Source organism: Sulfitobacter sp. L-8 (genome assembly GCF_056859255.1).
In genome coordinates this window covers 154,091-176,109 of record NZ_JBSXOD010000056.1, presented here as the reverse complement: position 1 = coordinate 176,109, position 22,019 = coordinate 154,091, and the positions used below count along the sequence as shown (strand labels likewise).

Sequence of the window (22,019 nt, the reverse complement as noted above, 5' to 3'; positions counted from 1 at the left end):
TTCTCATTGCCCCGAAATCTGCCTGATGCGCCACCATTCTTGGGTGGCTTCTTTGTTCATTTGTACGGTCGGACGCTGTGCCAGCCGCATGTCTACCCGCGCTACGTCGCGGCTTAGAACCTCTTGCGCGTTTTCCAACGCTATAACCCGCTCCAATGCCTGAACAGGTTGGGTTTCAGGCAGCATTATCCTTTGATCGCGGTCCAAAACCACGTCCCACCGTCGCGCGCCCATCCGCACCAGGCCGCGCAGGCGTGCGTTGATCGGGGTAGCGGTACGAAACAGCTCAAGCGCTTCTGGGACGCGGGTATTTGCCGCCTCACCTACCAACAGGGGCAAATCCGTTCGGTCTGCCCGATTTTCTATCTTTCCGATCGGGCTGCCATCTACGTCGACCAGAACCAACCCGTCTTCGTTCCGCCAAATCGCCACGGGCAAGCGCGGCTCCACGGAAACCTGAAGAAGCCCGCCGGGCTTGATGCGCAACGACGCCTGCTTGACCCCGGGCAACAGGGTTACCGTGTCCCGCAGTGCAGCCAGATCCAGATCAAACGAACTGATTGGAAATTCCACCGGTACAGCCGCGCGCACCTGCGCCGCAAGCCGGTCCCCGGCACCGTCGATGGCCATCAGCTTGACCATGAATTCGGGGCGCTGTTCGATGCTCGATCGTGCATTTGCGTACACTTCGATCAACTGGCCGCGCCGCGCTTCGTCCGACAAGTAGATCATACCTGCGACCAGCGCCAGACTGAACGGCAGCCCCACCCGCAACCCAAACCGGAACGTCGGGGTCAACATCAACCGCTGCATACGCCAGGCCCAGCGGGACGGAGCCGGGTCGGGCTTGGCTTGCTTGGCGGGTTTGACGCGATTGATCAACGATTGCATGATGCGTCCTCGATCATCCACGTACACAGCGCACCGAACGAGATCCCCACCGCCTGCGCCTGCTCTGGCGAAAGCGATGTCGGTGTCATGCCGGGCTGGGTGTTGGTTTCCAGCAAGATCAGACCCTTCGCACCCAGTGTTTCATCCCAGCGAAAATCAGTACGGCTGACCCCACGACATCCCAGTGCGTTGTGCGCCCGCAACGCGTAGTCCATGCAAAGGTCGAAAATTTCAGACGGTACATCGGCGGGAACCACATGCGTCGACCCCCCCACCTTGTATTTGGCGTCATAGTCATACCAACCGGTCGTCAAGATATCGGTCACGGTCAGTGGCCGCTGCCCCATCACGGTGGTGGTCAGTTCACGGCCTGCCGCGTACCGTTCAACCATCACCCGTTCCGGCATGGCATCGTCCAGTTGCGGCGGGCCGTTGTTCTCGGACTGCACCAGATAAACCCCGACCGAAGACCCTTCGTTGTTGGGTTTAACCACATACGGGGGAGCCATGACATGGGCGGCCCGCACTGCGGACGCGTCGACAATCAAGCTTTCCACCACAGGCAGTCCGGCCGACCGAAACACATCCTTGCTTCGCTGCTTGTCCATCGCCAGCGCAGAGGCCAGCACGCCCGAATGTGTATATGGAATACGCATCCATTCGAGCATTCCCTGGACGCAGCCATCTTCGCCCCACCGACCGTGCAGACAATTCAGAACCACATCAGGTGATGCCAAGCGCAGGTCGTTATAAAGATCGGAGCCGGCATCGACTTCGACGACCTCGAAATGTTCATCCCGCAAAGCCGCAGCGCATGCACGCCCAGTTGACAGCGACACCTCCCGCTCTGCGGAGGGTCCACCCAACAATACTGCTACTTTCGGGGTTGTCCTGCTCGACATTCCCACACGATGTGCCTTTTTTACTGGGCCTTTAACGACCCTATATATTTTAGAGCAGACCGAATACCGATCTGTGCCTGAACGCCCGAGCGATTATTTTTCGCCGATGCGCATAATTTCCCACTCTAGCGTGATACCACTGGAATCGTAAACCTTTTTTCGCACCATTTCTCCCAAACCTTCAAGCTCGGCTGCGGTGGCCCCGCCGGTGTTAACCAAAAAGTTCGGGTGCTTGGGGCTCATCTGGGCCTTGCCCAGCATCGCGCCCCGCAATCCGGCATTTTCGATCACCTTCCATGCTTTCAGGTCATGAGTATCATCCGCCTGTCCGGTGCTGGAAAAGCCTGCCGGATTGCGAAAGGTGGAACCAGCGCTTCGGTCTTTGGTAGGTTGAGTTTCGTCGCGCTTTCGCACTTGGTCTTCCATGCGCTTGTGCAGGGCTTCCGGATCCGCTGCAGGAGGCGCGAATCTTGCCGAAACAATGACAAAGCCATCGGGCAAGGTTGTCTGACGGTAGGCAAAATCAAGATCAGCGGCGGTCAGGGTCACGCGGTCACCGCCACGCGTGATCGCATCGGCGCTCACGAAATGGTCGGCGGTATAACTGCCATAGCAACCGGCGTTCATACGCACCGCCCCGCCGATGCTGCCCGGAATGGTCCGCAAGAACGTAAGATCAAGCCCGGCATCGGCAGCCTTGCGCGCCACGTGCGCATCGAGCGCGGCCGCCCCTGCGTTCACGACGCCGGCGTCTATTGCAATCGCATTGAAACCGCGGCCAAGCCTGATAACCACTCCGCGCAAACCTCCGTCCCGGATGATCAGATTTGACCCGACGCCCATCGGGAAAACCGCGACGTCTACCGGCAAGGCGTGCAGAAATGCTGCAAGATCATCGACATCGGCGGGCTGAAACATAAACTCTGCCGGGCCACCGACGCGCAGCCATGTCAGATCTTTCATCTGACGCTGCGGCGTGAGCTTACCGCGCATGTCGGGAAAGGAATAATCAGTCATACCGGGGCGTAGCGTCCTTTTCGCACTGCGTCAAACCCAACGAGACCTGCTGACCCGTGTTTCGTTCGATGCGTGTCGCCTGAAATTCGCGGGTTATGCGCCCGGCCATCCACCCGATTGCAAAGGCGCACAGGGCGTATCCAATCGCTGCGCCCTGCGCCACCAGAACCGGGTGCTCAAAGGGCTTGGCATCCAGCCCCCACACCATCCAGCCCCAATTCAGCGCCAGCCCGATCGCCAACACCAGCACAAAACCGAAAAACCGCTTGGCGAACCCGCACCAGCCTGCGGCGATCATCCAAACCACCAGCACCATGATCAACAACGCAAGCGTCGTGGTCATTCCGCCGGGCCCCGAAAACTGCGTAGCCTCACCCAACGCATCAAATGCACAACCGGCCAACGCAATACCGAACACCCCGCGGCCAGCACCAGCAACCCAAGCCAAGGCCCATGTTGCATGGTGACGTAACCCAGGATCGGGATGCCGATGATAATCAGCCCATAGGCATGACGCCAATGATTATCGGTGCTTGAGGTCATGGCCAGAATATTGGCGACCACCGCCCAAAAGCACGCAAGCACCAAAGAGAGGGTCATCGGGTCACCCCCCGGTTTGCCTTGAGCAATTTTGCCAACAGAATTCGCAAGGGGTTCCGGTACATGGACAAAAGCGCCGCCAAAGCGGGAAGCGCGAAGATCCAGCCGACCTGTATACCGATCATCACGATCAGAACCGGCGCGATACCAAGCAATATCGCACCTGGCCAATACTGCAACCGAAGTGGAAGAGTGGCCACCGTAGCAGAGCAAAAGACCCAAAGGATGCAGCCCCATAGCAGCGCCATCAGCACCCCCCAGCCTTACCAGCGCGGGCCATTCACACGGCCTCTTTCTTCAGTGCCGCAAGCGAGGTGGGCAATGCATTCGCCCAAGCGCTGATCGTCCCGGCTCCAAGACACACCACCATGTCACCCGGACCGGCCTGTTCACGGACCAAACGCGCCAGATCTTTTTCATTCTTCACGGCACGGGCATGGCGATGGCCATGCCGGATCAAACCCGCGACCAGATCATCGCGGCTTGCCCCGTCGATCGGGGTTTCGCCAGCAGAATAGACTTCGGCAATTCCGACCACATCTGCGTCGTTGAAACAGGCGCAGAACTCTTCGAAATGGTGGTGTAAGCGACTGTAACGGTGTGGCTGATGCACAGCAATCACCCGCCCTTCTGTCGCTTGGCGCGCCGCCTTGAGAACTGCGGTGATTTCAACGGGATGATGGCCATAGTCGTCGATGATGGTCACGCCGTCAACTTCACCAACTTTGGTGAACCGCCGGTTTACGCCGCCGAATCCCGCAAGAGCCGCCCGTATCTCTTCGGCCTTCATGCCCAGATGGCGCGACACAGCGACGGCCGCCAGTGCGTTTGACACATTGTGATCGCCCGGCATCGGCAAAGTGCAATCCTTGATCGTAATCGCTTCGGCCCGCAGCTTGATGTCGAAATGTGCGACACCCGCCTTGTACTGCAAGTTCACGGCGCGCACGTCCGCCTGGGCATTAAACCCATAGGTCAGCACCCGGCGGTCGGATATTTTGCCGACGAGCGCCTGCACCTCGGGGTGATCGGTACAGCACACAGCCACCCCGTAAAACGGAATGTTGGATACAAAATCCAGAAAGCCTTTGCGCAACCTGTCAAAGTCGCCCCAATGCTCCATATGTTCGGGGTCAATGTTGGTTACGATCGCGATGGTTGCGGGCAGGCGGTTGAAGGTGCCGTCAGATTCGTCGGCCTCCACCACCATCCATTCACCCTGCCCCATTCGCGCATTCGACCCATAGGCATGGATGATACCGCCATTGATAACCGTAGGATCGATGCCCCCGGCCACCAGCAATTCGGCCACCATCGTCGTAGTTGTGGTTTTGCCGTGGGTACCCGCCACAGCGATGTTGGACTTTAACCGCATCAGTTCAGCCAGCATTTCCGCCCGGCGTACAATCGGCAGACCGGCAAGCCGCGCGGCATCCAGTTCGGGGTTGCCCGGCTTTATGGCAGAGGAGATCACGATTACTTCCGCGCCCTGGATATTTTCGGCCCGCTGACCTTCAAATATCTTTGCACCCAAATCTTGAAGCCGGTCGGTAATTTTCGTATTTTTCAGATCAGACCCCTGAACCCGATAGCCATGGTTTATCAGCACCTCGGCGATACCCGACATGCCGATGCCGCCGATGCCTACAAAATGGATCGGCCCAACATCCGTCGGGAGCTTCGTAGCTGCGTTCATCTCTGTGATCCTTTACTTGCCAGGGCTTCCACCATCTGGGCTAAATCTTCTGCGGCGTCGGGTTTGCCGACCGACATGGCCGCCCGCGACATTTGCAAGGCCCCTTCGGGGTGGCCAAGTACCATTTCGATTTGCGCGGTGATGCTTTCGGGGTTCGCCATGTTCTCGGGCACCATGATCGCGGCACCGGCACCGACAAGTCCACGCGCATTGGCGCTTTGGTGGTCTCCGGTCGCTGCGGCATAGGGGATCAGGATCGACGGACGTCCGATGATTGAAAGATCGGCCACGCTGGACGCGCCGGCCCGGCTTATCACCAGCTGGGCTTCGGACATACGGCGTGGCATATCGTGGAAGAACGGCTGAACGTCGGCGTTTATCCCGTTCTCGGCATAAAACTCCGTCACGCGCTGACCGTCTTCGTCGCGCGCTTGATGACTGACACGTATATTGCGCAGCACGTCCAAGGGCAGATTGGCGATCGCGGGCGGAATGACTTCGCTCAGGATTCTCGCGCCTTGGCTTCCGCCGATCACCAGCAGCTCCATCGGGTAATCACCGGGCGCGATATATCCTGCGCCCGCGCGTTCCAGCACCGATTTGCGTACCGGATTGCCTGTGTGATGCGCCTCGACACCTTCGGGCAACGCCGTGGGCCAGGTACCACAGGCCACCATGTCGACCCGCTTGGCGAAGAACGCATTCACCCGGCCCAGGACACCGTTTTGTTCGTGTATCATACGCGGTCGTCGCAAGATCCATGCCGCTGTCAGAGTGGGAATCGAAGGGTATCCGCCAAATCCCACCACAACGGCGGGTTTGTCGCGCATGAGGCCCATGACCGCGCCCGCGACGCCCCCGATGATACGAAACGGAACCAGCAACTTGGCCGCGATGCCGCCACGCGCAAAGGTCGCGCTCGAGATCTCCTGGATCTCGACAGTGTGGGGAAATCCGCCGGTAAAGCGCGCGCCTCTCGCGTCGGTGGTCAATTTAACCCGCCACCCCCGTGCCAGCATCACCTCGGCCAACGCCTGAGCCGGGAACATATGCCCGCCGGTTCCGCCCGCCGCGATAATGAGCAATGGTGCCGTCACCGGCTCCGGCCCCGGCTTAGCAGGTCAGATATCTGGCCCTGCGGACGCGACCGTGTGAAAGCAAGCAACATGCCCACGGCAATACCCGAGGCAATCACAGAAGACCCGCCATAGCTGACAAACGGCAAGGTCATGCCTTTGGCGGGCAGCAATCTTACAGCAACGCCCATGTTGATCATCGCCTGCACTGCGAACATGGATGCCAGACCGGTACCGGCCAGGCGGATGAACGGGTCGCGTTCACGCACCAGGCGCAGTAGTGAACGCACAACGATGACTGCGTACAGGGCGATCACGATCATCACGAGGATCAACCCATATTCCTCCGCGGCAACGGCGATGATGAAATCCGTATGTGCGTCAGGCAGCGACCACTTCACTTGCCCCTCTCCGACGCCTACGCCGAACAACCCGCCTTCGCGGATGGCATCAGTGGCATAGCCAATCTGGGTCCGCGGATCGATATCTGCGGATAAAAACCCGTCAATTCGCCGCGCAAAGTGTTCCGAGCTTGAATAGGCAAAACTGCCCGCCACCACGACCATGCCGGCCATTCCCACCAGCAAGAACAAGGGCGCACCAGCCACGAAATACATTACCCCCCAGCCAAACAGCACCAGACAGGCCTGGCCAAAGTCGGGTTGCAAGGCCAGCATCAGCACGATCGAGATACACAGCGCGAATGACCAGGTTTTGCCGGGAGGTCCGTTAATCTCAAGGGCGGCGGCCATCATCCACGCCGCGACAACCACAAACCCCGGTTTCAGAAACTCCGATGGCTGAAAGGATGCAAACCCCATCGAATACCAGCGCACCGCGCCCTTTCCGAAATCGGTTCCAAAAAACGGCAGCAATGCCAGCGCCACAAAGAACACCAAAAACCCGACGACAGCCAGCCGGCGCACAAGCGTAGGCGTCATCATCGACGTCAACAGCATTGCCACGATGGCAAGCACACCAAATACCGCCTGTCGCTGCACATAGTAGAAAGAATCGAAACCGTTCTTCGCAGCCAACGGTGGTGATGCGGCCAGGCCCAGCAACATGCCGACGACAAACAGCATGAGAATGCTGGACATCGCCCATTTGTCGATTGTCCGCCACCACTTTGGAAGAATAGGTTCCCCATCCCGAACGGGAACCGCGCCATAGACCATTTCTGTCATGGATATCGCCTTACACTGCCTCAAAACGCCCCTTTGCGGGATCTAACTTTCACTGTAACCCGATTTGGTGCGCGGGGCTAGTATGTTTTATCACGCCCCGCGCAAAGCAGCTCAGGTATCGTCATGCGTGCCGCGGATTGGATAGTCTTTGTCGCGAATGAATTTCACCCCGTTCAAAAGGCTTTGCAGATCCGGCCTTGCGAATGGAGCATTTGACAAATCAATGATTTGGATATTGCCCTCGGCATTGATCACGAAAAGCCCCGGTTCGGCAAACGGACGGTCGGTTTCCAGCGGGCTTCGCGGGTCGGATACAAAAAGCCCCAGCTCCCGCATCTGCGTGACACTCAGGTCATATCCGATTGCCAGCGACAGGTTTTGATCCTGTGCCATTTGGCGCGCCTTTTCCAACGGGTCCCCTGACCCGGCAACCACGTCGACGCCAAGTTCGGCAAATTCGGGAACCAACCCTTCGAGCGTCGCCAGGTATTTCTTGCATATCGGGCAATGCAATCCCCGATAGACCACGACCATTTGCCAGTCGTGGTTTCCGCGCGGCTCCCCCAATGTCAGCATCCCGCCTTTAAGCTCCGGGATCGCTAATCTTGGAAAGGTATTTCCTGCGTCTAATACGTTCACCGCGGTGTCTCCTGCTTGATTTCAATTCGTCACAGGTCCAAGGCTAGACCGGTTTGTCCGCGCGACAACCGCCATCACGCGCACTTGACCGAAACGCGCAGGTCGGGCAAAGCGCTTCTGATGCATTATGATACGGTTATATTGGGCGCAGGGGCAGCCGGCATGATGTGCGCAGCCCACGCCGGAGGGTCGGTTCTGGCGGTCGATCACGCACGGGCCCCGGGCGAGAAAATCCGCATTTCAGGCGGGGGGCGTTGCAATTTCACCAATATGTACTGCGCGCCGGCGGCGTTCATCTCGCGCAACCCGCATTTCGCCAAATCAGCATTGGCCAAATATACCCAATGGGACTTTATCGCGCTCGTTGACGCCCATGCCATCGCATGGCACGAAAAAACCCTTGGACAACTGTTCTGTGACATCTCCGCCAAACAGATCATCGCCATGCTTCGCGACCTGATGCAAAAAGCAGGCGTGGAACTGCGCTTGCAATCCACGGTCGAACAGATCGGGAAAACCGACAGTGGCTTCAGCATGTCTCTTGTCACCTCGCAAGGCGCGACCAGGGTGACGGCCAATCAGCTGGTCATCGCGACAGGGGGAAAATCGATCCCCAAGATGGGTGCCACAGGACGTGCCTACGATATAGCGATCCAATTCGGCATCCCCGTGACCGATACCCGCCCCGGGCTCGTGCCGTTGACATTTACCGATGCACGATTTGCCCCACTCTCGGGCACCGCGGTACCCGCGCGCGTAACCGCCGCAGCCACATCCTTCGACGAAGCACTTCTGTTCACCCACCGCGGTCTTTCCGGCCCCGCAATACTCCAGGCTTCAAGCTACTGGACGCCCGGGCATGCAATAAGCGTCAATCTGCTGACGGGCAAAGACGTATTCGCTGCATTGCGTGACCAGCGTCAAGCCTCCGGCCGCCGCAACCTGACAACAGAGCTGGCGCACCATCTGCCCACCCGCCTTGTCGACTATCTGGCAGCCGACATGGATCTTGGCGGCAACCTCGCCGACTGGTCCGACAGTCGCCTGCAGGCGCTGTGTGAAACACTGTCAAACTGGTCTCTGACCCCGTCGGGAACCGAAGGCTACCGCACCGCCGAAGTCACCCTGGGCGGTGTCGACACAGATGCCCTGTCCTCAAAAACGATGGAATCAAAAACCGTGCGCGGCCTGTATTTCATCGGCGAAGCGATCGACGTGACCGGCTGGCTCGGAGGGTATAATTTTCAATGGGCCTGGTCCTCCGCGATGGCCGCAGCGCGGGACATTGCCTGCAGAACCTGAATTCCAAATGGCCTTTATCCCGGGGGAGCAGCCTCAGGCTGCGGGGGCAGCGCCCCCGGCGTCGCGCCTTACAAATGCTTGCGCGCCTGAACCACAAAGTCTTCGCCCCGCCGCTCGAAATTATCATACTGATCAAAGCTCGCGGCTGCGGGTGCCAAGAGCACGACATCTCCCGGTTCGGCCTCGGCGACCGCCCGCGCAACGGCCTTTTCCATCGTCCCGCAAACCTCCGCCTCAACGCCCAGTTTGATCGCAAACTGTGCCGCCTCGCGGCCGATCACGTAAGCCTTGCGGACGGTACTTATCGGACCGGCGAGCACTCCAACGCCCCCTTCCTTCTCCAGCCCCCCGCAAATCCACCGAATGCTCTCGAACGCGGCCAGTGCCTTGACGGCGCTGTCAACGTTCGTGGCCTTGCTGTCATTGACAAAGCGCACTCCATCCCGTTCTCCAATGGTCTGACTGCGATGCGGCAATCCGCCGAAACTGTGAAACGCAGCCTCAATGACCTTCGGGGCGAACCCCAGGGTTCGGCATGCCGCATACGCCGCGCAGGCGTTTTGATGGTTATGCGCACCTGGCAACCCGGTCACCGCCCGCAAGTCGATCGACCCGATCTGCTTGCCCTGCCGATACTCCGATAAAAACCCTCTGCGTGCGAATACCTGCCACCCCAGCCCCGTCAACTTACGCTCCACAGATACCCGGATCACCCGGTCATCCGCTGCCCCTTCGCTCAACTGGCCCGCCAAAAACCGCCCCTCGGGCTCGTCGACACCAATCACCGCCCGGTCTGGCCCGCCCTCGGCGAACAAACGCCGCTTGGCCGCAAAATACCCCCCCATCCCCGCATGACGATCCAGATGATCGGGGCTGAGGTTGGTGAACACAGCGATATCCGGCGTCAGGTTACGCGCAAGTTCCGTCTGATAGCTCGACAACTCCAGAACCACCACTTCGCCGTCAATGGCAGGCTCGATATCCAGAACGCCGCGCCCGATATTCCCTGCCAACTGTGCTGGCCGCCCCGCATGTGTCAACACGTGATGGATCAATGCCGAGGTGGTGGATTTTCCGTTTGATCCAGTCACCGCGATCACCTTGGGGACCAGGTCGAAATCATCCCACGCCAAAGTAGCAAAGCTTTGAAAGAACAGCCCGATATCATTGTCGACCGCAACCCCCGCATCTTGTGCCGCGACAATGACAGGGTTCGGTGCCGGGTATAGATGTGCGATACCGGGCGACACGATCAACCGTGCCACGGCCTCAAACGCGTTTGGCTTCAAAAAGTCGACACAGTCGAACCCCTCGGCCTCCGCGATACGGCGCGCCGCCGGATCATCATCCCAACATACCACCACCGCCCCCCCGGCCCGCAGGGCCCGCGCAGCAGACAGACCGGATCGGCCCAATCCCAAAACAGCTACCTTCGCGCCGCTCAATCCCTGAACTGGTATCATGCCCATTCTCCTGCTAGCGATAGCTCTGAAACTGATCGGAGCTTCCCATGCCCCCTCTGCCAGAGATCTTGTCCCAGCTCAACGATGACATGCGCGCAAACGACACCTGGGGCGACGTGGCGGCGTATATCCCCGAACTGGCCCGTGTCGATCCGGCGCAATTCGCCATCGCGGTTACGACCGACAATGGCGACGTCTTCACAGCAGGTGACGCCGATACCGCGTTCTCCGTGCAATCGATAACCAAGGTGTTCACACTCGCCATCGCCTTGGGCAGATCTGGTGACCAGTTGTGGCGCCGGGTGGGCCGGGAACCCTCGGGCCGGGCCTTCAATTCGATTGTCCAACTTGAACAGGAATCGGGGCGCCCGCGAAATCCCTTTATCAATGCCGGGGCAATCGTCACCACCGACGAGATTCTGACAGGACGCGAGCCCCGGGATACGCTGGCGGAAATACTCCAGTTCGTCCGCGCCGCCGCCGGTGACGATAACATCCACATCAACCACTCCGTCGCCGCATCCGAAACGGCGCATGGGCACCGCAACTTCGCGCTTGCACATTTTCTTGCCTCTTGCGGCAACCTCAACAATACGCCTGAAAAAGCCCTGGGGACGTATTTTCACCACTGCGCGATTGAAATGTCGGTACGGCAACTCGCGATGGCAGGCCGCTTTCTGATCGAAACCCCGAAATTTCCTCGTATGATCCTGCCGCAACGTATTCGACGCCTGAATGCGCTGATGCTCACCTGCGGCCATTACGACGGCTCCGGTGACTTTGCATATCGGGTGGGTCTGCCCGCGAAATCAGGCGTCGGAGGAGGCATCTTGGCAATCGTCCCGGGCAAGGCCAGCATCGCGGTCTGGTCGCCCGGGCTCAATCGTTACGGCAACTCTCTCAAAGGCACCCAGGCCATGGCCAGCCTGGCCCGGGCAATGGGCTGGTCTATCTTCTAGCAGCTTTCATTTTGCGAGGAAAAAACTCCGGGGGAATCGCCCTATCAGGGCGATGGGGGCTGGCCCCCTTTCCGTCCTCTCCCGAACCGGTCGTCCGGTCGGGGCACGCTGCCCGACCGCGCGAACACGTCACACATCCGCGTCACTTATCCCGTGCCGTCAGCGGACCTTCAGCGTCGCCAGCCCGATCATCGCCAGAATAAGCGAAATAATCCAGAAGCGGATGACGATCTGCGGCTCGGCCCATCCTTTTTTCTCGTAATGGTGATGAATCGGTGCCATCAGAAATACGCGTTTGCCGGTGCGCTTGAAGTACAGGACCTGAATGATCACCGACAGCGCCTCGACCACGAAAAGCCCGCCAACGATCGCCAGCACCAGTTCGTGCTTGGTCGCCACCGCGATGGCCCCCAGGGCTCCCCCCAGGGCCAACGACCCCGTATCGCCCATGAACACGGCCGCAGGCGGGGCATTGTACCACAAAAACCCCAGTCCCCCGCCAAAAAGCCCTGCGGTGAACACCAGTATCTCGCCCGTACCGGGCACATAGTGCACGTCGAGATATTCGGTAAAGTCGACGCGCCCGACTGCATAGGCGATTACACCCAGGGCCCCTGATGCAATCATGACCGGCATGATCGCCAGTCCATCCAGACCATCGGTCAGGTTCACCGCATTCGCGGCACCTACGATGACCAGAATAGAAAACGGGACGAACATATAGCCCAGATTGATCAAGGTGTTCTTGAAGACCGGCAGGGCCAACTGGTTCTGCAATTCGACCGGGTGAAACTGCGCCGCCCAATAGGCCGCGACACCGGCGATGACAAAGCCCAATAACAGCCGCATCTTGCTCGATACGCCCTTTGTGTTCTGCTTGCTTACCTTCGCATAATCGTCGGCAAAGCCGATGGCGGCAAAGGCCACCGTGACCAGCAAAACCATCCAAACGAAAGGATTATCAAGCCGCGCCCATATCAAGGTCGAGGTCAGCAGAGCGCCCACAATCAAAAGCCCGCCCATTGTCGGCGTGCCAGCCTTCACGAAATGCCCCTCGGGGCCGTCGTCCCGAATGGGCTGGCCTTTACCCTGGCGCTTCCGCAAGACGTTTATCAGGGGTTGCCCGAACAGAAACCCAAACAGCAGCGCCGTCAGGAATGCACCGCCGGCTCGAAACGTGATGTAGCGGAAAAGGTTGAAGAAATCGCCACCATCTGACAGCAGGGTCAACCAATACAGCATCTACACGTCCTAACTCATTATCTGACAGGGGCCTGGCCCTGCACCTCGTTCGGCACCGGATGGCCCATTTTGCGGATCGCGTCAACGATTAGACCAAGTTTCATCGACAATGAACCTTTGGCCAGCACAACATCGCCACTGTCCAGATGGCCGCTTAGACCCGGTAACAGCGCATCCGAGGTCGCGGCCCATTCCCCCCGCTGGTGGGCAGGAAGCAGATCATACAGCGACCGCATCAGCGGCCCGACGCAGTGGATCACATCCAATTGTTGGGTGGCATGCAAATGCGCCAGCCCCGCATGAAGAGCGATTTCATCGGGTCCGAGTTCTTTCATATCTCCCAAATACGCGATCCGACGCCCCTTGCTGACGCGACCGATATCATGCGTGACCTCGGACGCGGCCAACACCTCGAGCGCGGCGGCCATCGACGTTGGATTGGCGTTATAGCTGTCGTCGATCAGGTCCAAGGTCAGATGTGTGTCGACCGCATCCAAATGGATGACCTCGCGGACGCCACGCCCCTTGTAGGGGGTCCAGCGGCCCAGGGATGCCGAGGCCAGAGCGAGGTCCGCTCCCATCGCCTGGGCGACAGCCAGCGCCCCGAGTGCGTTCATCGCGAAATGCCGCCCCGGTGTCCCGATCTTGAACAAAAGCGGCGTTCCATCGGCATCGGCGCGTACAACCGTGGTGTCGCCTTGCACCAGCACCTCGGCCAGTTTGTAGTGAAACCCGTGTTCACCGAATTCGGCTTCACGCAGGCGACAGTCCACTGCCTTGGCCATCAGAATCGCGGCATGTTCGATATCGGCGTTGATCACAGCGACGCCGCCCGGGGCAAGGCCTTCGAATATAGCGGCTTTCTCGACCGCAATTTCAGCGACGTTGGCGAATGCCTCAAGGTGAACGGCGGCCACCGTTGTGACCAGCGCCACGTCAGGGCGTGCAAGCCTGGACAACGGGGCGATCTCGCCGGGGTGGTTCATGCCGATCTCGATCACCGCATAGTCGGTGTCGACAGGCATCCGCGCCAGCGTCAGGGGAACCCCCCAGTGATTGTTGTAACTTTCGACCGATGCATGTGCCCGCCCCTGGTCGGCAAAGATCGCCAGCAGCATTTCCTTGGTAGAGGTTTTCCCGACGCTTCCGGTCACCGCCGCGACTTTTGCCCGGGTGCGTGCCCGCGCGGCCGCTCCCAATGCCTCAAGCCCGCTTAATACGTCCCTAACCACCAGCAATGGCGCACCCTCGGGCACATCGTCGGGAACCCGGCTTACCAACGCTGCCCCTGCCCCATTTTTCAAGGCCGCGGCCACAAAGTCGTGACCATCACGCACATCCTTGAGGGCGACAAACAAGTCGCCAGGTTCGATGGTACGGGTGTCAATAGATACCCCGTCACACTGCCAATCGCCCACAGCGCGGCCACCGGTGGCTTGCGCTGCCTCTGCTGCTGTCCACAGGCTCATGCCAGTCTCCCATCCAGCGCAGCCACTGCCACGCTTGCGTGTTCCACATCATCGAACGGCAAAATGTCATCGCCGATTATCTGCCCGGTTTCATGACCCTTACCGGCAATCAGCAAGGCGTCGCCGGGGCCGATCGCGTCGATCCCGCGCAAGATCGCTTCAGCGCGGTCACCGACTTCTGTCGCCAGCGGCGCACCTTGCAACACGGCCGCACGTATCGACGCGGGGTCTTCGGTGCGCGGATTGTCATCGGTGACAATCACCAGGTCGGCGTGTTGGGCCGCCGCTTTCCCCATCAACGGGCGTTTGGCACGGTCACGGTCCCCCCCGGCCCCGACAATAGCGACCAGTCGGCCCATGACATGGGGGCGCATCGCGGCAAGCGCGGTGGCGACGGCGTCGGGGGTATGCGCGTAATCGACGAAAACCGCGCCGCCGTTATCGCGCGTCGCGGCCAACTGCATCCGGCCCCGCACGGTAACTAAATGCGGCAACGTGTCAAATACGTCCGCAGGTTTGGCTCCGCAGGCGATGACGAGTCCGGCAGCCAGAAGAACGTTGTCCGCCTGAAATCCACCGATCAGGTTCAGCCGCTTTTGATAGACCTTGCCGCGCCATGTAAAGCGAAGGTCCTGCCCGGTGGCGTCAAAGCGTTGCCCGGTCAGGTGCAGGTCCCCCCCATCCCGACCTACGCTGATCACCTCGCACCCGCGCGCGCGGGCGATTGCCGCCATGTCTATCCCCCTGGGATCGTCCACGTTAATCACGGCAACGCCATCTTCGGGGAGCACGCGCGCAAATAGTCCAGCCTTAGCGTCAAAATATGCTTCGAAAGTATCGTGATAATCCAAGTGGTCCTGGGTGAAGTTGGTAAAGCCGGCAGCTTTCAAGGTGACACCGTCCAGACGGCGTTGGTCCAAGCCGTGACTTGATGCTTCCATGGCCGCATGGGTAATGCCATTGGCGCTGGCCTCGGCCAAGGTCCGGTGCAGGGTGATTGGTTCCGGCGTGGTGTGGGCCAACGGAGCCGTCCATGCGCCTTCGACCCCGGTGGTCCCGAGATTGATGGCGGCGAGGTCCATTTCGATCCATATTTGCCGTACAAAAGTGCTGACAGAGGTCTTGCCGTTGGTGCCTGTCACCGCGACCATGGTCGCTGGCTGTGCTCCGAACCACAGTGCTGCGGCGCGCGACAGAGCCTCGCGGGGGGCATCGGTCACGACAACGGTGACCGCTGCCTTGGCAAGAGCGTCTTTTGCAAGGGCGGCTCCGGCCGCATCGGTCAAAACAGCGTTCGCGCCCTGTTGCAACGCATATTTGATAAAAGCGGCACCGTGTACAGTGCTGCCTGGCATGGCGGCGAACAGGGTCCCCGGCGTCACCTGCCGGCTATCCACTGCGATGCCCGTAATCCAAGGGTTGTCGCCTTTCTTCGCGGTCAGACCTAACGAAGTCAGTGGGACGGCCTGTCTGCCCATCGGGGAACGCTCTTTATCAGTTGCTGCTGGACAGCGTTATATCAGCGATGCTGCCCGGTTCAACAGTCGGTCGCAGTCCCAGCAGGGGTGCGACGCGGCGGACCATTTCCGCAGCGACTGGAACGGCTGTCCATCCGGCGGTGCGGCGCGGTTTATCGCCAGATGTTTCAACGGGTTCGTCCAGGGTGACGATCAAGACATATTTAGGATCGTAGGCCGGAAACATACCGGCAAAGGTGGCGATGACCTTGTCTTCGTAATACCCGCCGGTTGGCTTCGGTTTGTCTGCCGTGCCGGTCTTGCCGCCGATATGGTATCCCGGAACTTCGGCAAAGCTGGCCGTGCCTTCGGTAACCACGGCACGCAGCATTTTGCGAGCATCGGCAGCCGCGCGTTCGGACATGACCTGCTCTCCCAGTACGGGGGTGGTTTGCTTGCGCAGCGTCGGCGTGACCTTGCGCCCGCCATTGGCAATTGTCGCATACCCGGCTGCCAAATGCATCGGGCTGGACGATAGCCCGTGTCCGTACGAAATCGTCACTGTGCTAAGCTCGGTCCACTTTTGCGGCAACAGCGGCTTACCGCTGGATGCCTCGATGATCTCGAACGGGGTGGGTTCAAAAAAGCCCAGGCTTTTCAGGAACTTCTGTTGACGTTCTGCACCGATTTGCAGCGCCAGACGTCCGGTGCCTCGGTTAGAACTGTGCACGATGATACCGGTAACCGATTGTTCACCATAGTTTTTGTTCTTGAATTCACCGATACGGAAACCGCCGACTTTCATCGGGCCAGATGTATCGATAACCGTGTCAGCGGTGACCAGCCCCAGATCGATGGCCTGTGCTGCGGTAAATATCTTGAACACCGAACCCAGTTCGTACACGCCTTGTACCGAACGGTTGAACAGCGGACTGTCGGATGCATCGCCTGTCAGCGAAACACGGGGGCGATCGTTGGGGTCGAAAGATGGCAACGATACCGCGCTGATCACCTCCCCCGTGTGAACATCCATCAGAACCGAAGTGGCACCCTTTGCGTTCATCAACTTCATACCGCCATAGAGAACCCGTTCTGACGCGGCCTGAACCGTCATATCAAGCGAAAGCTCCAACGGCTTGTTGCCATTGGCAGGATCCCGAAGATAATCATCAAAATATTTCTCGACGCCGGCAACGCCGATCACCTCTGCCCCGTGCACACCTTCGCGACCAAAACTGGAACCGCCCAGAATATGGGCCGCGAGCGTTCCGTTGGGATACAAACGCATGTCGCGCGGCGCAAACAGCAAGCCCGGTTCGCCGATGTCATGCACGGCCTGCATCTGCTCGGGACTGATTTTCTTTTTTATCCACAAAAACTTGCGCTTGCCGGTAAAGTCGCGGATCAGCCGTTCCTCGTTCAGATCGGGAAAGACTTTCATCAGCTTTTTCGCTGCCCGCACCGGATCAATCATGTGGTGCGGCTGTGCGTACAGCGCCCGGGTTTCAAAGTTGGTGGCAAGCAAATTGCCATTGCGATCCACGATATCCGCACGCGTGGCTGAAATCACTGAACCGGGCGCAGCGGCGCGTGGTTCTGTCGGGTCAGTGGTGGCGATAACCCCCATCCGCGCGCCGACGACGGCAAACGCACAGAAAAAGAACACGCCCAACACAAGCAGGCGGCCCTCGGCACGCTGACGGGATGCATCGCGCATCTGTTCGTGACGGATACGCTTGTTTTCACGCTCGATCGCGTCGGGGTTTTCGCCTTTTTGGCGGGCCTCGAGAATACGGGCAAGCGGGCGCAGCGGAGTACGGATCATTCTGCGACCTCCATGGAAGATACATCTATGCCGTCGGTGATTTCCAGCAACGGCAGTTCAGGCAGCGGCGGATAGCTGACCTGATCGATCTGCCCAAACTGATCGGGGTGCAAAGGCAGCAGGTTCAATCTGTCAAAATTCATCTCGGCGAGGTCACGCAGACGATCGGGGCGGTTCAGATACGCCCATTCGGCCCTGAGAACCGCCAGCCTGCTATAGGCATCCCGGATTTCAGCGCGCAGATTATCCGTGTCACTCAGCGCCTTCTGAGTGGCGTAATTCTCGCGGTATGCCCAGAATGCCAACCCGATCACACAAAGGGTGGTGAGGATGTAAAGCACTGTTCTCATATGGATAATCCCTTGACCATAGGCATACCGATAGATTTGGCATCGACCGAACCGGATGGCGCACCCGTGCGGACAGCCACACGCAGCTTCGCTGATCGACTGCGCGGGTTTTCTTCCAATTCCTGCGCATCCGGGCCGATGGCCTTGCGCTTCTCTACCCGGAATTGCGGCGCTTCAACCTGTATTTCAGGTGCGTATCGGTTGGCATTGCCACCCGTGCCGGCGCGCGCCGTCAAAAACCGTTTGACCATCCGGTCTTCAACCGAGTGGAAGGTAACTACAGCCAGTTGTCCACCGGGCTTCAACGCCCGCTCAGCGGCCATAAGCCCTTCGAATAACTCGCCGTATTCATTGTTCACGGCAATGCGCAGCGCTTGAAAGCTGCGGGTCGCGGGGTGCGACTGACCGGGCTTTGATCGCGGCAGGCACCCCTCGACAAGCCCCGCAAGCGCAAGTGTCGTCGTGATCGGAGCATCCTGCCGGGCCCTGACGATTGCCTTCGCGATACGCCGACTGGCCCGCTCTTCGCCGTATTGAAACAGGATGTTGGCAAGAGTCTCTTCTTCTGCGTCGTTAACCAGATCAGCGGCAGACGGGCCGTCCTGGCTCATGCGCATATCAAGCGGCCCGTCGCGCATAAATGAAAAGCCACGCTCGGCCAGATCCAGCTGCATCGACGACACGCCCAGATCCAGCACTATACCGTCCAGATCGCGGGCGTATTCATCCATTCTCGAGAAAACGCCGCGCTGCATGACGATTTTATCGCCATAGTCCCCCGCCCATGGCTGCGCCATTTCAAAGGCTAGCGGATCGCGATCAACGGCGACCACTTGGTCGGCACCGGCGTCAAGCAAACCACGGGTATATCCGCCTGCACCAAAGGTACCATCCAGCCAACGCCCCGTGACAGGAGCCACGGCGGCAAGTAACGGGCGAAGCAAAACGGGGGTGTGGGGGGCGGAACCGGTGTCAGTGGCGGCGGACATGACCCTTACGACTCCGGCTTGCGGTCCAGGAAAATCAGCGGGTCAAAGTCTTCTGGCAGGTCGTCCAGCCATTCCTCTTCGCGCGCCTTTTCCTCGGTCTCGTAGGTTTCCGGTTTCCAGATTTGGAAGGTATCGCCAGCCGCGATAAAAAATGCCTCCGCGTCCAGGTCGATCTTGTTGCGCAGTTTGGCAGGCAGCACCAGGCGTCCTGTCTCGTCTACCGACGTTGGAAACGATTGACCGTGGAACAGACGCTGGAGCATCTTGCGTTCCATCGATCCGCGCGGCAGGGCATCGATCTTGTCATCGACCTCTTCGATCGCGCGCATCGTGTAACATTCCAGATAGTTGCGGCGGCTATCGCCGTACACAATCACCAGCTCGGGTGTGCCTCCGTTTTGCCAGTTCGGGTCATTGGCTTCCAACACACGCCGAAAAGAGGCTGGGATAGACACCCGCCCCTTCGTATCGACTTTGTGTTGGCCTTCGCCTCTGAACCTGCGGCTCACGTACTATCCCTGCCTGTGACGCATGCGCGCCTTAAATCGTTGCCCCTGTGGTGGAAGTAAAAACGGCGGGTTGATCTGCTGCCACTGATCAACCCGCCGCCCGTCCCGCCTTGGCGGGGAAGTCCGACTGCGCGCGCCACCTGGGGGGATGTCTGCTCGCTCGCGCGCCGGATCTCGTGGTCTGATGAAAGCGAGGTGCCTGTATGAACCTGCTAGAGTTTTTATTTGGTCTTGGGGTCGTTTGGTGCCCCGTGTCTCGTTCTCATCCGATGCACTAGGGATGCCATGGGAATTCATGGGCGTCCATAGTTTTTTTCGCTTCAGGACACCGGATTTGGTTTTGCACAGGTTAAAAAAACAACATCTAGCGAGGTTAGATACCAAAGACTTCGCACATATAGTTCCAATATCAACCAAACGCACATCATGTAGACGATTCCGAAACTGGGACAAATTTCCCACGGTTTCCCGTAAAAAAAGAATCCACACAGTTATCCACAAGGGGTGTTCTTGGCTTGTTCCATAAGGCACCTGCTAATTGCAACAAGTTTCAAGGGTAAAACCCATTAATCGGCTAAAATTAGCCGAATCATCTTCATTCGGTGACCGAGACGGTTTCTTCGTATCCCATGAAATCCCATGAAGCCCACGCCAACCCGCTCGCCACCAGCTAGGGCTTGGTCACGCTTCGTGCCGCAACACCGTAACGAAGGAATGGTCGGGGATGCATCTAATGCTCACGCCCCGGGCCACGATATTGCGGCTGGTCGCGACGCGGGCCCAAAGGTGCTTGCCCACGACGCTTGAGCGCGTGGTCATTTACAGCAGATCATCCCCCGGCAAGATGCGCGGTTGGTCAATCATGGCCCGGCCGCCGACGGGGCCACTAGTACCGAGATCATAATCACTGGCAGAAGTGCTAATTGGCAGACGACGAATATAGCGGGGCGACGCCGGAACGCGTCACACATCGGCATCGGCTCACACCCTAGGCCATACCGCCGTCGATCAGGCCCTGTGCAATCTTCGCATAGGCCTGGGCCATTGGGCCGTCACCTGCCGCGATCGGAGTCCCTTCATCACCTGCCAGACGTGTCTCAAGATCAATTGGCAGACTGCCCAGCAAGGGAACGCCGATCTTTGCCGACTCGGCAGCCACGCCACCATGACCGAAGATCTGGTGTTCAGATCCGCAATCAGGACAAACGAAAAGCGACATGTTTTCGATCAGCCCCAATACCGGTGTCTTTAGTGTGTTGAACATGTCTATGGCTTTGCGCGCGTCGATCAGCGCGACGTCCTGGGGCGTGGACACCACAATCGCCCCGGAAAGCTCGGACTTGGTACACAAGGTAAGCTGGACATCGCCGGTTCCGGGCGGCAAGTCGACAAGCAACACGTCAAGCTCGCCCCACTCGACCTGACCAAGCATCTGCTGCAAGGCCCCCATAAGCATGGGGCCGCGCCAGACCACCGCCTTGCCCTCCTCCATCATGAAACCAATCGACATCAGCGTAACACCGTGGGCGTGCAGCGGAATGATGGTTTTACCATCCGGCGACGCAGGGCGCTTGTTCACCCCCATCATACGCGGCTGGCTTGGGCCGTATATATCCGCGTCCAACAGACCGACCTTGCGCCCCGCCCGCGCAAGCGCGACAGCAAGGTTGGAGCTGACGGTGGATTTCCCCACCCCGCCCTTGCCCGACCCGATCGCCAGAATACGCTGAACGCCGGAAGGCTTGGTCGGCCCGGCCTGCGGTTTAGGGTGACCGCCGATCTTCAGGCTGGGGGCCGCTGTTTTAGGGGCCGGTCCGTGTGCAGTAAGAGCCGCGGTGACAGAAGCCACGCCTTCGAGATCTTGCACCACCTTTTCAGCAGCATCGCGCAGGGGGGCCATCTGTGCCGCCATCTGAGCATTCGGTGCCTCGATCACGAAACGCACCACATCGCCCTCGATCGTCAACGCTCGAATCAAATCATGCGCCAGAATTGATTTTCCATCCGGCAACATCACGCGCGCCAAGGCGGATTCGACTTCTGACCTGGTGATCGGCATGGCGCTTTTCCTCTTTCGTTCATGTCTGACATGGCAGTTTTTGGGCAAATCACAAGGGGCCGTCCCAGTTCTGACCAGATGAACAGCATTGGCCAAAAAATTCGCACAAATATTCATCAGTCTTCGTATGTTTTCGCTGCATGGCAGCATTGCGCATTTTGTAATTGTGCAAACGCAGCAAATGGGTCAGAAAGGGTTCAGGAAAGCGCAAGGCGCGGACCAATAGAAAGACCAGTTACATTCATCCTCCTCCCGAGTGTAACTGTATTAGGCGGCGATACCCTTCCTCCTCCCTGGTATCGTCGCCCTTTTTTCATCAGCATATCATTTTGTAGGCACCGGCGGCACCGCGATATCATGTGCCGAAGTTTCCGGTGATAACAGGAC

General features: G+C 59.1%; 22 protein-coding genes. 2 read left to right on the top strand and 20 right to left on the bottom strand.

All coding sequences use genetic code 11. The features are described from left to right. Positions 1-3: 3 nt before the first annotated feature. The 10 genes from AC13DE_RS17580 to AC13DE_RS17535 form a co-directional block, all read right to left on the bottom strand. Positions 4-891 carry a cell division protein FtsQ/DivIB gene (locus AC13DE_RS17580; protein WP_483048571.1) on the bottom strand — a complete coding sequence of 296 codons (888 nt, stop codon included), beginning with the start codon at positions 889-891 and terminating at the stop codon, positions 4-6. Next, complete coding sequence (locus AC13DE_RS17575; protein ID WP_483048570.1) at positions 879-1,793, bottom strand: D-alanine--D-alanine ligase; 915 nt, start codon at positions 1,791-1,793, stop codon at positions 879-881. The genes AC13DE_RS17580 and AC13DE_RS17575 overlap by 13 nt, the downstream gene beginning before the upstream one ends. Positions 1,794-1,886: 93 nt before the next feature. Continuing rightward, positions 1,887-2,810, bottom strand: coding sequence for a UDP-N-acetylmuramate dehydrogenase (gene murB / locus AC13DE_RS17570; protein ID WP_483048569.1), 924 nt, complete (start codon positions 2,808-2,810; stop codon positions 1,887-1,889). Next, a complete protein-coding gene (locus tag AC13DE_RS17565; RefSeq protein WP_446295617.1) occupies positions 2,803-3,153 on the bottom strand; it encodes a hypothetical protein in 351 nt (116 codons plus the stop codon). The genes murB and AC13DE_RS17565 overlap by 8 nt, the downstream gene beginning before the upstream one ends. Beyond that, positions 3,150-3,410 (bottom strand): DUF2484 family protein, encoded by a 261-nt coding sequence (locus AC13DE_RS17560; protein ID WP_446295618.1) that lies wholly within the window; start codon positions 3,408-3,410, stop codon positions 3,150-3,152. Before AC13DE_RS17560 ends, AC13DE_RS17565 begins: the two co-directional genes overlap by 4 nt. Then, positions 3,407-3,658, bottom strand: coding sequence for a DUF2484 family protein (locus AC13DE_RS17555; RefSeq protein WP_483048568.1), 252 nt, complete (start codon positions 3,656-3,658; stop codon positions 3,407-3,409). The genes AC13DE_RS17560 and AC13DE_RS17555 overlap by 4 nt, the downstream gene beginning before the upstream one ends. Positions 3,659-3,690: 32 nt before the next feature. Next, positions 3,691-5,106 (bottom strand): UDP-N-acetylmuramate--L-alanine ligase, encoded by a 1,416-nt coding sequence (gene murC / locus AC13DE_RS17550; protein WP_483048567.1) that lies wholly within the window; start codon positions 5,104-5,106, stop codon positions 3,691-3,693. Then, positions 5,103-6,203, bottom strand: coding sequence for a UDP-N-acetylglucosamine--N-acetylmuramyl-(pentapeptide) pyrophosphoryl-undecaprenol N-acetylglucosamine transferase (locus tag AC13DE_RS17545; protein ID WP_483048566.1), 1,101 nt, complete (start codon positions 6,201-6,203; stop codon positions 5,103-5,105). The genes murC and AC13DE_RS17545 overlap by 4 nt, the downstream gene beginning before the upstream one ends. Then, positions 6,200-7,369: a peptidoglycan glycosyltransferase FtsW gene (locus tag AC13DE_RS17540; RefSeq protein ID WP_483048565.1), complete on the bottom strand. Its 1,170-nt coding sequence runs from the start codon at positions 7,367-7,369 to the stop codon at positions 6,200-6,202. Before AC13DE_RS17540 ends, AC13DE_RS17545 begins: the two co-directional genes overlap by 4 nt. Positions 7,370-7,480: 111 nt before the next feature. Continuing rightward, positions 7,481-8,008, bottom strand: a complete 528-nt coding sequence (locus tag AC13DE_RS17535) for a peroxiredoxin-like family protein (RefSeq protein WP_483048564.1) — start codon at positions 8,006-8,008, stop codon at positions 7,481-7,483. 120 nt (positions 8,009-8,128) lie between these two features. Between AC13DE_RS17535 and AC13DE_RS17530 the strand changes: the two genes are divergently transcribed. Next, the gene (locus tag AC13DE_RS17530; protein WP_483048563.1) at positions 8,129-9,310 is read left to right on the top strand and encodes a BaiN/RdsA family NAD(P)/FAD-dependent oxidoreductase; all 1,182 of its coding nucleotides are present in this window, start codon (positions 8,129-8,131) and stop codon (positions 9,308-9,310) included. 68 nt (positions 9,311-9,378) lie between these two features. Here the strand turns inward: AC13DE_RS17530 and murD are convergent, their stop codons facing one another. Beyond that, a complete protein-coding gene (gene murD, locus AC13DE_RS17525) occupies positions 9,379-10,773 on the bottom strand; it encodes a UDP-N-acetylmuramoyl-L-alanine--D-glutamate ligase (RefSeq protein ID WP_483048562.1) in 1,395 nt (464 codons plus the stop codon). A 47-nt stretch (positions 10,774-10,820) separates the two neighbouring features. Here murD and AC13DE_RS17520 point away from each other — a divergent pair, with 47 nt between their 5' ends. Further along, complete coding sequence (locus tag AC13DE_RS17520; RefSeq protein ID WP_483048561.1) at positions 10,821-11,732, top strand: glutaminase; 912 nt, start codon at positions 10,821-10,823, stop codon at positions 11,730-11,732. A gap of 159 nt (positions 11,733-11,891) precedes the next feature. Here AC13DE_RS17520 and mraY read toward each other — a convergent pair whose 3' ends face one another. From mraY to AC13DE_RS17475, 9 genes are all read right to left on the bottom strand, one after another. Beyond that, positions 11,892-12,974 (bottom strand): phospho-N-acetylmuramoyl-pentapeptide-transferase, encoded by a 1,083-nt coding sequence (gene mraY / locus AC13DE_RS17515; RefSeq protein ID WP_446295627.1) that lies wholly within the window; start codon positions 12,972-12,974, stop codon positions 11,892-11,894. 17 nt (positions 12,975-12,991) lie between these two features. After that, positions 12,992-14,443: a UDP-N-acetylmuramoyl-tripeptide--D-alanyl-D-alanine ligase gene (locus tag AC13DE_RS17510; RefSeq protein ID WP_483048560.1), complete on the bottom strand. Its 1,452-nt coding sequence runs from the start codon at positions 14,441-14,443 to the stop codon at positions 12,992-12,994. Further along, positions 14,440-15,921, bottom strand: coding sequence for a UDP-N-acetylmuramoyl-L-alanyl-D-glutamate--2,6-diaminopimelate ligase (locus AC13DE_RS17505; RefSeq protein ID WP_483048559.1), 1,482 nt, complete (start codon positions 15,919-15,921; stop codon positions 14,440-14,442). The genes AC13DE_RS17510 and AC13DE_RS17505 overlap by 4 nt, the downstream gene beginning before the upstream one ends. A 16-nt stretch (positions 15,922-15,937) precedes the next feature. Next, the gene (locus AC13DE_RS17500; RefSeq protein ID WP_446295630.1) at positions 15,938-17,725 is read right to left on the bottom strand and encodes a peptidoglycan D,D-transpeptidase FtsI family protein; all 1,788 of its coding nucleotides are present in this window, start codon (positions 17,723-17,725) and stop codon (positions 15,938-15,940) included. Beyond that, positions 17,722-18,075 (bottom strand): cell division protein FtsL, encoded by a 354-nt coding sequence (ftsL, locus tag AC13DE_RS17495; protein WP_446295631.1) that lies wholly within the window; start codon positions 18,073-18,075, stop codon positions 17,722-17,724. Before ftsL ends, AC13DE_RS17500 begins: the two co-directional genes overlap by 4 nt. After that, the gene (gene rsmH, locus AC13DE_RS17490; RefSeq protein WP_483048558.1) at positions 18,072-19,064 is read right to left on the bottom strand and encodes a 16S rRNA (cytosine(1402)-N(4))-methyltransferase RsmH; all 993 of its coding nucleotides are present in this window, start codon (positions 19,062-19,064) and stop codon (positions 18,072-18,074) included. Before rsmH ends, ftsL begins: the two co-directional genes overlap by 4 nt. A gap of 5 nt (positions 19,065-19,069) precedes the next feature. Next, positions 19,070-19,573: a division/cell wall cluster transcriptional repressor MraZ gene (gene mraZ / locus AC13DE_RS17485; RefSeq protein ID WP_446295633.1), complete on the bottom strand. Its 504-nt coding sequence runs from the start codon at positions 19,571-19,573 to the stop codon at positions 19,070-19,072. Between the two features lie 681 nt (positions 19,574-20,254). Beyond that, positions 20,255-20,392 carry a hypothetical protein gene (locus AC13DE_RS17480; protein ID WP_483048557.1) on the bottom strand — a complete coding sequence of 46 codons (138 nt, stop codon included), beginning with the start codon at positions 20,390-20,392 and terminating at the stop codon, positions 20,255-20,257. A gap of 169 nt (positions 20,393-20,561) precedes the next feature. Next, positions 20,562-21,632 carry an Mrp/NBP35 family ATP-binding protein gene (locus tag AC13DE_RS17475; protein WP_446295635.1) on the bottom strand — a complete coding sequence of 357 codons (1,071 nt, stop codon included), beginning with the start codon at positions 21,630-21,632 and terminating at the stop codon, positions 20,562-20,564. Between the last annotated feature and the right edge of the window lie 387 nt (positions 21,633-22,019).